Consider the following 12,598-nt stretch of genomic DNA (forward strand, 5'->3'; position numbering starts at 1 on the left):
CGAGATTAGCGCCAGTGTTCCCAGCCACCACCGTGTCCGTACTGCTTCCCGTCCACCGTCACACCGGAATCCGGCATCGTCACCACGCCGATTTCCGACCAGCCCTCCGGCAGTTCGGCGAACGACGGGAAGGTGGCCGCGAACGCGTGGTCCTCGCCGCCGGTGAGCACCCACTTGAGCGGATCGGCGCCGAGCGCGGTGCCGACTTCGGTGAGCCTGCTCGACACGTCGAGGTCGGCCGTCCGCACGTCGATGCCGACGCCGGAGGCCCGGGCGATATGGCCGAGGTCGGACAGAAGCCCGTCGGAGACGTCGATCATCGACGTCGCGCCGCCGTCGGCCGCGCGGGTCCCGGCCTCGTAGTCCGGTTCGGGGCAGCGCTGCGCGTTGACCACGCTGACCGGTGAGCGGAACCCCCGCCCGAGCACGGCGAGCCCGGCGGCCGCCCAACCGAGCCGTCCGCAGACCGCGACGACGTCGCCAGGGCGAGCGCCGGACCGGGTCACCGGTTCCCGGCCGCCGAGGTCGCCCAAGGCGGTGACACTGATCACGATCTGGTCGGCACGCACCATGTCGCCACCGACGATCCCGACACCGGCGCGGTCGGCTTCGGCCCACATGCCCTGGGTGAGTTCGGTGACGAGCGACGTCTCGGTGTCCGACGGGCAGGCGAATCCCATGAGGACGGACGTCGGGCGGGCACCCATGGCGGCGATGTCGGTGAGGTTCACCGCGACCGCTTTGCGCCCCACCTGTTCGGCGCTGGACCAGTCGAGTCGGAAGTGGACGCCCTGCACGAGAACGTCGGTGGAGACCACCGTCCGGCCGTCCGGGCTGGCCACCACCGCCGCGTCGTCGCCCGGTCCGAGCAGTGTCGTCTCCGGCTGTTTCCGGCCGGAAGTCACCGCCTCGATAAGCCGGAATTCACCGGTCCCGGCGACCGTGCCGTCGTTCGGTGACACCCGTCACCTCCGTTTTCTCTTGTCCGGACAAATGTCGATCACCGATAGTCGGAAGCCCTAGGTTTTTCCCGGGGCTGGCGATACGTTGCTACAACGTTCCTATTTTGAGCCGACAATTACGAAGGGGCGCGCCGTGGTCCACGCATACATCCTCATCCAGACCGAGGTCGGCAAAGCCGCGGCGGTCGCCGCGGAGATCTCCACCATCTCCGGCGTCACCAGCTCGGAGGATGTCACCGGCCCCTACGACGTCATCGTCAAGGCCGCCGCCGACACGGTCGACCAGCTCGGCCAGCTCGTGGTCGCCAAGGTCCAGAACGTGGACGGCATCACTCGGACGCTGACCTGCCCGGTCGTGCATCTGTAACAGGTGGTGTAGTTGTCGGGTGGCTGACACGGACACCGGAGCTCCCCCGAAACCGCTGCTGATCGCGGCCGCCTGCTTGGCGGTCCTCCTCGTCGCGGGCGTGGCCGTCTTCGGCCTGACCCGCGGTTCGGATGCCGGCGCCCCGGCCGCGGACGGCCCGCTCCCGCTGGTCCCGGTGCCCGCGCCACAGTCGGGCACCCCCGAATGCGCGAAGCTCGTCGGCGCGCTCCCGCACGAGCTCACCTCGTCCGGCACCACCCTGGTCCGGCGGAAACTGGCCGACCCCGCCCCCGAGGCCGCGGTCGGCTGGGGCACCGGCGACCCGGTGGTCCTGCGCTGCGGGCTCGGCAAACCGCCGGAGCTGACGCCGACGTCGCAGCTGCGGACGATCAACGGCGTGCAGTGGCTGCAGGTCGAGGGTGAAGGCGTGGCGACGTGGTTCGTCGTGGACCGCCCGGTCTACACGGCGCTCACCGTGCCGGGCACCGCGGGGACCGGCCCGCTGCAGACCGTTTCGGACGTCATCGCCGCCAACCTCCCCGCGGTGCCGCTGCGTTTCTGAAAGCGGCGTTTCTAGGGCACGAGCAGGTTCTTGCCGACGTACTGTCGCGCGTCGATGTCGGCGTGCGCGGCGGCCGCGTCCGCCAACGGGTAGGTCCGGCCGATGACCGGCGTCAGCACGCCGTCGGCGGCCCGCCGCAGCATTTCTCGCACCCGTCGCGGTGTCTCGGGCCAGAACTCGGTCAGCTGCTCCATGCCCACCACGGTCAGCCGCTCCCGATCGGCGGCACCGATCTCGGTCGGCGCGCCGCTGGACATGCCGAACCCCGAGAACCGGCCACCGTCCGCGAGCAGCGCGAGTGCCGAGGCGCCCAGCGTTCCGCCGACCCCGTCGAACACCACGTCCGGCCGCTCGCCCACGACGAGCGTTCCGTCCGAGTAGTCGACGGGCTCCGCGCCCAGTTTCCGCGCGATCGCCGCTTTCTCTTCGCCGCGGACGGCCGCGAGGGCCGTGGCCCCCGCCCCGCGGACGAGCTGCACCAGCAGACTGCCGAGGCCGCCGACGCCCGGTGAGACCAGAACCCGTTCGCCCGCCTTGACCGGAGTCCTCTCCAGCAGGGCCAGCGCGGTGCTGCCGTCGTCGAACATCGCCACCGCGTGCTGGGAATCGAGACCGTCCGGGATCGCGAAGGTCAGCTCCGGCGTCGAGATCACCGTGTCCGCGTAACCCCCGCCGTACCTGCCGGCCGCCCGGGCGATCACCCGCGTGCCCAGCCAGGTCTCGTCGACTCCCGCGCCGATCGCGTCGACGGTCCCCGCCACGGAGCCACCCGGTACGTAGGGCGGCTCGACGCCGAACTCGGCAGGACCGTCGCCACGGCGGATAAGGGCATCGAGCCAGCCGACACCGGCAGCCGTCACATCGACGCGGAGTTCGCCCGCCGCGGGCTCGGGCGTGGGCAGTTCGACAGGTTCCAGGACGTCGGGATTCCCGAACCGGGACACTCGGATCACTCGCATGAGCACAAGCTATGACCTCTAGTTAACTGGAGGTCAAGGATGCTCAGCGCAGGCCGGTCCCCCGCGCGATCGCCGTGTCGACGAGGGTGGTCAGCAGCGTCGGGTAGTCGACTCCGGTGACCTCCCACATCTTCGGGTAGGCCGACTTCGTGGTGAAGCCGGGCATCGTGTTGACCTCGTTGATGCTCGGCTCGCCGTCTTCGCCGACGAAGAAGTCGACGCGGGCGAGACCCTGGCAGTCCAGCGCGCGGAAGGCTTCCATCGCCATCGCCCGGACGCGCGCGGTGACGTCGTCGTCCAGTTTGGCGGGGATGTCGAGTTCGGCGTCGTCGCCGATGTACTTGGTCTCGAAGTCGTACCAGGCGCCCTCTTCTTCCGAGAGCACGCGGACCTCGGCGGGCAGCGAAGCCTCGATGTGGCCGTCCGGGAATTCGAGCACGCCGCATTCGACCTCGCGGCCGGTGGACTGCGCCTCGATCAGCACCTTGGGATCGGTCCGGCGGGCCAGCGCGATGGCGGCGTCGAGGTCGTCCCACGACGTGACCTTGCTGATCCCGATCGACGAACCGGCGCGGGAGGGCTTCACGAACACCGGCAGGCCGAGCCGTTCGCGCCCGGACTCGTCCAAAGTGGACTGGTCACGGCGCAGCGCGGCGTACTTGCCGACCGGGATTCCTTCGGCGGCAAGGAGTTTCTTCGCGTATTCCTTGTCCATCGCGGCCGCGCTGGCGAACACGCCGGGGCCGACGTAGGGGATCCCGGCCATCTCCAGGAGGCCCTGGATCGTGCCGTCTTCACCGAAGGCGCCGTGCAGCACGGGGAAGACGACGTCGACGGCGCTGAGGACCTCGGTCTCCTGCCCCGGCTCCAGCGACACGAGCTCGCGGCTCGTCGGGTCGCCGGCCAGGACCAGGGCCTTGCCGCCCTCGACCGAGGGGAGTTCGCTGCCACGGATGGCGAGTTGCGCGGGGTCGCCGGTGCCGAGCACCCAGCCACCCTGCGGGGTGATCCCGACCGGGACCGCTTCGAACCGCTCAGGATCCAGGTTCGCCAGGACGCTGCCCGCGGACACACACGAAATGGTGTGCTCGGAACTACGCCCGCCGAAGACGACGGCCACCCGGATCTTCTGAGAACTCATGCCAGCACTGTATCTGCCGTGGTCGCGGCACCCACGTCGACCGCAATTCGTCCTCTGGTCGCGATAGTTGCGCGCGCAAGGACCGCAAGTAGAGGACGAATTGCGGGTCAGCGAAGCACGCGTAGTAGCGGAGCGAGCGCGGAGTGGAGTGCCTCGCGTGAGCACCCCGCGTACCCGATGAGGTTCCCGAACACCGTCGGCGTCCCGTCGAAATGCCGGGCGAGACCGTCGAGCCGGATACCGGCGCGTTCCGCCCCCGCGATCCGCTCCGCCTCTTCGCGCGCCGATCCACAGGGGACGACCAAGTGCGCGCCCGCGTCGTCGCCGATCACCGGGATCCCCGCCGACGTCAGCGCGGCCGAGACCAGCGACCGCCGCTCCGAAAGCTCCCGCCGGAGCTTCCGCAGGTGCCTCCCCAGATCGCCGTGGCGCGCCAGCTCGACGAGCACCCGTTGCCCCGCGGGCGACGGCCGCGTCCCGGTCTTCTCGCGGTACTCCAGCACCGCGGCCGCGACCTGCGGCGGCGCGACCATCCAGCCCGCGCCCAGCGCCGGCGTGAGGATCTTGCTCGTGGTCCCGAGATGCGCGACGACGTCGGGGGCGAGCGCGGCCAGCAGCGGCAGCGGCGCGACGTCGAAGCGCAGTTCGCCGTCGTAGTCGTCCTCGATCACCAGCATGCCCTCGGCCCGGGCGAGTTCGACCAGGTCGACACGCCGGGACGCGCTCATCCGGCTGCCGAGCGGGTACTGATGCGCGGGCGAGCAGTAGACCGCGCGCACTCCGCGCGGGACGGCGTCCGGGCGCAAACCCTCTTCGTCGACCGGGACGCCGACGACCTCCAGCCCGGCACGCCGGAACGCCTGCACGGCACGCTGGTAGCCGGGCTCCTCGATCGCGACCCGGTCGCCGCGCGAGAGCACCGCTCCGGCGAGTTCGATCACCGCCGCCGTCGTGCCGCCGGTGGCCAGCACCGTTCCGGCGGCGAGGCCGCGGTGCCGCAGCAGATGCTCGGAAACCGCGTCCCGGTACGCGGGCAGACCGGCCCTGTCCTCGCGATAGGTCGGGCGAGGGTCGGCGGCGGCCCGCCACGCGCGACGCCAGCCCGCCTTCTCGATGCCGTCGGCCCACGGCACGCCCGGAGTGAGGTCGACCAGCGTCGGCGGCGCGGCGGCCACCCCGGGAGCGGGCCCTTTCGACGGCCTGTCCGCGGGCGGCGTGGTGGTGACATAGGTGCCGGAACCGTGCCGTCCCGCGATCCAGCCTTCCGCGTGAAGCTGCTCGTACGCCGCCGAGGTCACCGTGCGGCTGACGCCGAGCCGGTTCGCGAGCGCCCTGGTCGAGGGCAACCTGTCGCCCCCGCGCAGGTGCCCGTCGCCGGCGGCCGCGCGCAGCGCGTCGGCCAGCTGGACCGCGAGCGGGATCAGCGAATCGCGGTCCAGGCTGACCGGTAGGGCGGTGTCGGACATGCTGTACTCCACACATCAAGGAGGCACTTCAAGAAAGTGGCCTTCTGAAGTATACGAGAATTGGACGTTATTACAGGCCACTCTCGTGGGTGAGACTGCTCGCATGTCCACACCGCTGTCTCCCACCGACCGGACCACTCTCGGCCGCAAGAAACACCGCGCGCTCACCGACCGCTCGGCGCTGTACGCGGTGCTCGACGAAGGCCTGATCTGCCACCTCGGTGTCGTGCGCGACGGTGCGCCCGTCGTCATCCCGACCGGCTACGGCCGCGACGGCGACACGCTCTACCTGCACGGATCCACCGGCGCGAGGAGTATGCGCGAGTCCGACGGCGTCGAGGTCTGCGTCACGGTGACCCTGCTCGACGGCATCGTCTACGCGCGCTCGATCAACAACCACTCGATGAACTACCGCAGCGCGGTGATCCTGGGCAAGGCGTCGGCGGTCACCGGCGCCGAACAGAAGATGCACGGCCTCAAGGTCATCACCGACCAGCTCGCGCCCGGCTCGTGGGAGCACGCGCGCGACGTCGACGCGAAGGAGTTCGCGGCGGTTTCAGTGCTGGCGCTGGACCTCGCCGAGGCGTCGGTGAAGATGCGCGGCGAGGGTCCCGACGACCCCGAGGACGAGGTGGCGGCCGACCTCTCGTGGGCCGGGGTCCTGCCGGTGCGGACGGTCTTCGGCGAACCGGAGCCGTCCGTGGACCTGGTGTCGGAATGGACCGTTCCGGACCACGTGAAGACGCGGGTCGGGTAGTGGGTCGCCGAGTGCTATGAACGACTCGTTACTTGCAAGATTTGCAAGTAACGAGTCGTTCATAGCACTCCGGAGGGGGTCAGGAGAGGCGCCGCGGCAGCCGGACGGTGAACGTCGTCGCCCCCGGCCGGCTCGTCACGTCGATCGTCCCGCCGTGCGCGGAGACCAGCGAGAGCACCACCGACAGCCCGAGCCCGGTTCCGCCGTTGCCGCGGGTCCGGGCGGTGTCGACCCGGTAGAACCGGTCGAAGATCCGCTCGCGCGCTTCCGGCGGGATTCCCGGCCCGGCGTCGCTCACTCGCAGGACGACCTCGCCTGCCGAGACCCCGCCCGACAACGTGACCGCCGTGCCGGGCGGCGTGTGCACCGCGGCGTTGGCGAGCAGGTTGTCCAGCACCTGCCGCAACCGCACCGGATCCGCTTGCAGGACAACACCTTCCGGTACCACCCCGATGGTCAGCGGATGATCCGGGCGCCCGGCGGCGAAGGCCTCCCCCGCGCCGGCGAGCAGTTCGGCGAGGTCGACGTCGACCAGCCGCAGCGGCGCTTCGGACTCCGGCGCGTCGAGACGCGCGAGGAGCAGGAGATCGTCGACGAGCACGCTCATCCGCTCGGTCTCCTCACGGATCTTCGACAGATGCGCCTCACGTTCGGCCGGCTCGTTCGCCGCCGCGTACCGGAAAAGCTCGGCGTAGCCCCGGATCGACGTCAGCGGCGTGCGCAGTTCGTGGGAGGCGTCGGCGATGAAACGCCGCAACCGGTCGTTCGCCTCGGTCCGCGCGACCAGCGAGGAATCCAGGTGCGCCAGCATCACGTTGAACGCCGTCCGCAGTTCCTCGACCTCGGCGCCGCCGCCGTTGCCCTTCGCGCGCACCGGGAGATCCGCGTTCGCGGTGAGGTCGTGCGACGCGATGTCGTGCGCGGTCCCGGCCATGTCGCTCAGCGGCCGCAGACCGCGGCGCAGCACCAGCCGTCCCGCGATCACCAGCACCGCCAGGGCCAGTAGGAACGCGACGACCTCGACCATCACCAGCCGGTTGACCGTCCGGTCCAGATCCGCCTGCGGCGCGGCGCTGACCAGGACGATGTTCTGGTCGGCCTCGATCGGGCAGGCCCGGACGCGGTAGGTGCCCTTGTCCTCGATGTAGACCGTGCGCAGCACCTCGGTCTCCGTCGCGTCCTCGGCGACCTTTTCGAGCGCCTTCGTGTCCGGGGGCAGCGAACCGCCGTCCTGCGGCGACGCGTCACCGTCCTGCACCGAGAAGACCGCGGAGAACCAGCCGTAGGCCTGCTGCGGTTTCCCGCCGTGCGTGGTGCGCAGCGAGGGCACCTGGCTGATCTGGGTCTTGGCGAGCTGCTCGTCGAGCCGGTCGTCGAGATAGCCCTTCATGAGGCCGACCATCACCGTGCCGACCACGGCGAACACGACCAGTGCCAGCGCGCCGAGCCCGAGCGCCAGCCGGGTACCGAGCCTCGACCGGCGCCAGGAGTCGTACCACCGGCGCAGCATTTTCATCTCGCCGCCTGCTGGGCGACCCGGACGACGTAACCGACCCCGCGCACGGTGTGGATGAGCGGCGGCTTCCCGGCGTCGAGCTTGCGGCGCAGGTGGGAGATGACCAGTTCGACCACATTGGACCGGCCGCCGAAGTCGTATTCCCAGACGTGGTCCAGGATCTGCGCCTTCGTCAGCACCGCGGGCGAACGCCGCATGAGGTAGCGCAGCAGTTCGTACTCGGTCGGTGTCAGCTCGGCGGGTTCGCCGTCGCGCGCGACCTCGCGGGTGTCCTCGTTCAGGGTGAGGTCGCCGACCTGGAGCAGTGCCGCTGCCTTGGTCTCGCGCTTGCTCCGGCGCAGGACCGCGCGCAGCCGCGCCATCAGCTCCTCGACGGAGAACGGCTTGACCAGATAGTCGTCGCCACCCCGGGTGAGCCCGGCGATGCGGTCCGCTGTCGCGTCCTTCGCGGTGAGGAACACGACCGGCACGGCCGTCCCGGCCTCACGGAGCCTGTCCAGCACGGTGAACCCGTCGATCCCGGGGAGCATCAGGTCGAGCACGACGATGTCGGGGACGAACTCGGCCGCCCTCTGGAGCGCGGCCTCGCCGGAACCGGCGGTGACCGCCGTCCAGCCTTCGTACCTGGCCACGGTGGCCACCAGATCGGCGATATGCGGCTCGTCGTCCACCACGAGCAGGCGAACCGGGTTTTCGGTGTTCACGATGCCCATCCTCCGTGACCGCGCGCGCGAGGGCGAGGCGGGAGCGCACACGACAGCAAGCCGACAGCTTCCGCCCAGAAAGGTCACAGGTTGACACAGCAGGCTCGGCACTTGAACCGGACACGAAGGGACCACGTGTGACCACCATGACGCAGACCGCCGTGAGACCGCGCCCGGCGATCCGTCCCCGGATCGCCGCACGCGCAGGGCTCTTCACCTTCATCGGGGCCAACGTGGTCGCCGTGACCACGCTCTTCTTCGCCGCAGGGCCGTCGAGCAACACCCTCATCAGCATCGGCAGGCTCGCCGGCCTGTACGGGGCGCTGGCGATGGCGTTCCAGCTGCTGCTCGTCGCCCGGCTGCCGTGGCTGGACCGCCGGCTCGGCATGGACCGGCTCACCGTCTGGCACCGCTGGACCGGGTTCAGCCTGCTGTGGACCCTGCTCGCCCACTTCGTCTTCATCCTCTTCGGATACGCCGAAGTCGAGAACAGCGGCGTGGTGGACGAGTTCGTCACGATGGTGACCAAACTGGAGGGGATCCTGCGCGCGGTGGTCGCGTTCACGCTGATCCTGCTGGTCGGCGGCGTCTCGGCGCGGTTCGCCCGCAAGCGGCTCGCGTACGAGACCTGGCATTTCATCCACCTCTACACCTACGCCGCGGTGGTGCTGGCCTTCAGCCATCAGATCGCGCTGGGCGGGTCGTTCGCGTCCTCGCCGGGCGCGCAGACCTACTGGTGGGCGGTGTGGGGTGTCGCGCTCGGCTCGGTGCTCGCCGGCCGGGTGGTGCTGCCGCTGAAGCGGAACCTGCGTCACCAGCTGAAGGTCGTCGCCGTGGTCCCCGAATCCCCCGACGTCGTCTCGGTGTACATGTCCGGCAAGGACCTCGACAAGATGCCCGTCAAGGCCGGGCAGTTCTTCCTCTGGCGGTTCCTGACCAAGGACCGCTGGTGGCAGGCCAACCCGTTCTCGATCTCCGCCGCGCCGGACGGCCGCACGCTGCGGCTGACCGCGAAGGCCGCCGGTGAGGGCAGCGCGTCGCTGCGTTCGCTGAAGGTCGGCACCCGGGTGTTCGCCGAAGGCCCGTACGGCGCGTTCACCGCGATGCACCAACGGAAACAGAACGCGCTGCTGGTCGCGGGCGGGGTCGGGATCACGCCGATCCGCGCGCTGCTGGAGGAGATCTCCGGGCATGTGGTGGTGCTCTACCGCGTCCGCACCGAACAGGACGCCGTCCTGCTGCCGGAACTCGTCGGCCTGGCCCGGGCCCGCGGCGCGGTGGTGCGAGTCCTCAGTGGACCGTCGGACCTGTCCGGACCACACGGCCCGGTGCTCGGAGCGCACAGCCTGCGCCGGATGGTGCCGGACATCCGGGGACGCGACGTCTTCGTCTGCGGCCCGCCCGGGATGACCTCGGCGACGCTGCGCAGCCTGCGTGAACTGCAGGTGCCGAACCAGCAGGTCCACGCCGAACGTTTCAGCCTCGCCGCCTGAGCCCGTCTGTTCCGTCTAGGAGTCCTCGATCATGAAGAAGACCATCGTCGCCGCCACCGTCGCCCTTTCGGCCGCCGGTTTCCTCGGAGTCTGGTTGTACGAACCGGGTCCGCTGGGCTCGGAGACCGTGGCCGTCGCCGCCCAGCCGAGCACGTCGTCGGCGAGTGCGTCCTCTTCGGACGGTGGCGCGTCCGAAGGATCCGAACGCACCGTGGACGGTTCTGTCGAGAGCAACCGGTACGGCACCGTCCAGGTGCAACTGGTGATCTCGGCCGAGGACACGATTTCCGACGTCCGGCTGCTGCAACGGCCGACCAGCGGGCGCGGCGTCGAAGCGATCCCGATCCTGCAGCAGGAGACGCTGACCGCGCAAAGCGGCGACATCGACACCGTCTCCGGCGCGACGTCCACGAGCGAGTCCTACGTCAAGTCCTTGCAGGCGGCGCTGGACGCCCGGTGAACAGCGTCGAGCAGGTGATGGGGCTGCCGGTCTCGATCGACGTCCGCGACGAGCGGGACCCCACGGTCGCGATCGAGGGCGCCTTCGCCTGGCTGCACGAAGTCGACGCGCGGTTCAGCACGTTCAAGCCGGACAGCGAGGTCTGCCGCTACGACCGGGGTGAACTGGCGCCGTCGCAACTGAGCGACGACCTGCTCGAAGTCCTCGCGTTGTGCGACCACTACGAACGGCTTTCCGGCGGGGCGTTCTCGGCGCGGCTGCCGGGACGCCCGCTCGACCCCAACGCGGTCGTCAAAGGCTGGGCGGTGCAACGGGCGGCGGCGTTGCTGCGCGCCGAAGGCCTGCGGACGTTCTGCATCAACGCCGGCGGGGACGTGGTCACCTCCGGCGAGCCGGAACCCGGGCGCGGCTGGCGGGTCGGCATCCGGCATCCCGAGCAGCCCGAAGAGATCTGCGCGGTGGTGGAGTCTTCCGACGGCGCCGTCGCGACGTCCGCGGAGTACGAACGCGGCGCGCACATCCTGGACGGCCGCACCGGGCGTCCGGCCACCGGACTGCTGAGCGTCACCGTCACCGCGGGCGACCTGGTCGCCGCGGATTCGCTGGCCACCGCGGCTTTCGCGATGGGGACCGAGGGGATCGCCTGGGTCGCGTCACAACCCGGATGCGCCGTCCTGATCGTCGACGCGGAACGGCAAGTACACCGCTCACCAGGGCTCAAGCTCGTCTAGGCGTGGGTCGTGAGACCAGACACGTCACTCATGTGATCAGAGCCGGAACTCCCGTGATCAGACGCCGTACACCCCAGTGCGGCATCCAGTCACGCGAGTCACGTATCCGATCACACGAGATCCGTGCCTGATCACACGAGTCACGCCTTCACCCCACCAGGGCTCAAGCTCGTCCAGCCGAAAGTCGTTGGCCCGTTCCGGCGGGCTCGGGCAGACTGCGGCGCCATGACCTCTGTTGTGCAGAACTTCTTCTTCGACTGCGCCGACGCCTACGAACTCGGGCGGTTCTGGAGCGGGGTGACCGGCAAACCGATGGCCGACGACGACGTGCCCGGCGACCCCGAGGCGATCATCGAACTGGGCAACGGCGTGACCCTGTTCTTCGGGCAGGTCCCCGAGCCCAAGACGGTGAAGAACCGCATCCATCTCTGCCTGGAGCCCGACGTCCCGCGCGACGAAGAGGTCGAGCGCCTGCTGAAACTGGGCGCCACCCTGGTACACGACCGCCGCAAGCCAGACGGCACCGGCTGGGCCGTGCTCGGCGACCCCGAGGGCAACGAGTTCTGCATTCTGCGCAGCGCCGCGGAAAAGGCCGCGACGGCGTGACCGAGTACCTCGCCGTCAACCGCGCGAACTGGGACGAACGCGCCCCGGCGCACGCGGCGTCGGCGGACTACGGCTACGAACGTTTCCTCGCCGACCCGCGGCACCTCAGCGGCGTCGTGACCTTCGACCGGCCGCTGCTCGGCGACATCGAGGGCCTGCGCGGGGTACATCTGCAGTGCCACATCGGTACGGACACGTTGTCGTTGTCCCGCCTCGGCGCGCGGATGACCGGCCTGGACTTTTCCGGTCCGGCGCTGGAGATCGCGCGACGGCTGGCGGCCTCGGCGGGCGCGGAGATCGGCTACCACGAGTCCGATGTGTACAGTGCCGCCGACGTGCTCGGGGCCGGGGAGTTCGACCTGGTCTACACGGGAATCGGCGCGCTGTGCTGGCTTCCCGACATCGCCCGCTGGGGGCAGGTGGTCGGCACGCTGCTGCGGCCGGGCGGGCGGCTGTTCATCCGGGACATGCACCCGATGCTGGGCACCCTCGACGAAACGCAGGCCCTGCTCACCCCGCGCTACCCCTACTACGAGCAGGCCGAGGCGCTGGTCTTCGACCTGCCGGGGACCTATGTGGACACCGACGTCTCGTTCCAGAGCAACGTGACGCACGAGTGGAACCACGGCCTCGCCGAGATCGTCACGTCGCTGCTCGACGCGGGGCTGACGCTGACCAAGCTGGCGGAGCACGACAGTGTGCCGTGGAACGCGCTGCCCGGGCAGATGGTCGTCGACCCCGCGACCGAGGAATGGCGGCTGGCCAAGGATCCGCAGCGGCTGGCGGCGAGTTTCACCATCGAAGCGGTCAAGCGCAAGTAGTCCTCTAGTTGCGGTACTTGTGCGTGCAAGTACCGCGACTAGAGGACTACTTG

Annotated in this window: 14 protein-coding genes; 8 read left to right on the forward strand and 6 right to left on the reverse strand. The window is 70.0% G+C overall.

All coding sequences use genetic code 11. The features are described 5' to 3' along the window. Positions 1–5 precede the first annotated feature (5 nt). Positions 6–962, reverse strand: a complete 957-nt coding sequence (locus ACLJRL_RS30645; protein ID WP_410659802.1) for a thiamine-phosphate kinase — start codon at positions 960–962, stop codon at positions 6–8. A 133-nt stretch (positions 963–1,095) separates the two neighbouring features. Between ACLJRL_RS30645 and ACLJRL_RS30650 the strand changes: the two genes are divergently transcribed. Both ACLJRL_RS30650 and ACLJRL_RS30655 read left to right on the forward strand, forming a co-directional pair. Continuing rightward, positions 1,096–1,329, forward strand: a complete 234-nt coding sequence (locus tag ACLJRL_RS30650) for an Lrp/AsnC ligand binding domain-containing protein (RefSeq protein ID WP_410659803.1) — start codon at positions 1,096–1,098, stop codon at positions 1,327–1,329. A gap of 19 nt (positions 1,330–1,348) precedes the next feature. Further along, positions 1,349–1,891 (forward strand): DUF3515 domain-containing protein, encoded by a 543-nt coding sequence (locus ACLJRL_RS30655; protein ID WP_410659804.1) that lies wholly within the window; start codon positions 1,349–1,351, stop codon positions 1,889–1,891. An 11-nt stretch (positions 1,892–1,902) separates the two neighbouring features. Here the strand turns inward: ACLJRL_RS30655 and ACLJRL_RS30660 are convergent, their stop codons facing one another. The 3 genes from ACLJRL_RS30660 to ACLJRL_RS30670 all read right to left on the reverse strand — a co-directional run bounded on the left by ACLJRL_RS30660 (position 1,903) and on the right by ACLJRL_RS30670 (position 5,457). Next, complete coding sequence (locus ACLJRL_RS30660) at positions 1,903–2,850, reverse strand: zinc-binding dehydrogenase (protein WP_410659805.1); 948 nt, start codon at positions 2,848–2,850, stop codon at positions 1,903–1,905. Positions 2,851–2,893: 43 nt separating this feature from the next. Continuing rightward, complete coding sequence (locus ACLJRL_RS30665) at positions 2,894–3,991, reverse strand: D-alanine--D-alanine ligase family protein (RefSeq protein ID WP_410659806.1); 1,098 nt, start codon at positions 3,989–3,991, stop codon at positions 2,894–2,896. 107 nt (positions 3,992–4,098) lie between these two features. Beyond that, positions 4,099–5,457: a PLP-dependent aminotransferase family protein gene (locus ACLJRL_RS30670; RefSeq protein WP_410659807.1), complete on the reverse strand. Its 1,359-nt coding sequence runs from the start codon at positions 5,455–5,457 to the stop codon at positions 4,099–4,101. A 103-nt stretch (positions 5,458–5,560) separates the two neighbouring features. Here ACLJRL_RS30670 and ACLJRL_RS30675 point away from each other — a divergent pair, with 103 nt between their 5' ends. Next, on the forward strand, positions 5,561–6,214 hold the full coding sequence (locus ACLJRL_RS30675) for a pyridoxamine 5'-phosphate oxidase family protein (protein WP_410659808.1): 654 nt from the start codon (positions 5,561–5,563) through the stop codon (positions 6,212–6,214). Positions 6,215–6,293: 79 nt separating this feature from the next. Here ACLJRL_RS30675 and ACLJRL_RS30680 read toward each other — a convergent pair whose 3' ends face one another. Then, complete coding sequence (locus tag ACLJRL_RS30680) at positions 6,294–7,730, reverse strand: sensor histidine kinase (RefSeq protein WP_410659809.1); 1,437 nt, start codon at positions 7,728–7,730, stop codon at positions 6,294–6,296. Further along, positions 7,727–8,434, reverse strand: a complete 708-nt coding sequence (locus ACLJRL_RS30685; RefSeq protein ID WP_410659810.1) for a response regulator transcription factor — start codon at positions 8,432–8,434, stop codon at positions 7,727–7,729. Before ACLJRL_RS30685 ends, ACLJRL_RS30680 begins: the two co-directional genes overlap by 4 nt. Positions 8,435–8,580: 146 nt before the next feature. On the opposite strand from ACLJRL_RS30685, the gene ACLJRL_RS30690 reads away from it, so the two are divergent. From ACLJRL_RS30690 to ACLJRL_RS30710, 5 genes are all read left to right on the forward strand, one after another. Continuing rightward, positions 8,581–9,927 (forward strand): ferric reductase-like transmembrane domain-containing protein, encoded by a 1,347-nt coding sequence (locus ACLJRL_RS30690; RefSeq protein WP_410659909.1) that lies wholly within the window; start codon positions 8,581–8,583, stop codon positions 9,925–9,927. A gap of 31 nt (positions 9,928–9,958) precedes the next feature. Next, positions 9,959–10,387 (forward strand): FMN-binding protein, encoded by a 429-nt coding sequence (locus ACLJRL_RS30695; protein WP_410659811.1) that lies wholly within the window; start codon positions 9,959–9,961, stop codon positions 10,385–10,387. Beyond that, complete coding sequence (locus tag ACLJRL_RS30700) at positions 10,384–11,118, forward strand: FAD:protein FMN transferase (RefSeq protein WP_410659812.1); 735 nt, start codon at positions 10,384–10,386, stop codon at positions 11,116–11,118. Before ACLJRL_RS30695 ends, ACLJRL_RS30700 begins: the two co-directional genes overlap by 4 nt. 225 nt (positions 11,119–11,343) lie before the next feature. Beyond that, a complete protein-coding gene (locus tag ACLJRL_RS30705) occupies positions 11,344–11,724 on the forward strand; it encodes a VOC family protein (RefSeq protein ID WP_410659813.1) in 381 nt (126 codons plus the stop codon). Next, positions 11,721–12,545, forward strand: a complete 825-nt coding sequence (locus ACLJRL_RS30710; protein ID WP_410659814.1) for a class I SAM-dependent methyltransferase — start codon at positions 11,721–11,723, stop codon at positions 12,543–12,545. Before ACLJRL_RS30705 ends, ACLJRL_RS30710 begins: the two co-directional genes overlap by 4 nt. Positions 12,546–12,598: the final 53 nt, after the last annotated feature.

It is taken from the genome of Amycolatopsis sp. lyj-112 (assembly GCF_046549055.1).
Classification (GTDB): Bacteria; Actinomycetota; Actinomycetes; order Mycobacteriales; family Pseudonocardiaceae; genus Amycolatopsis.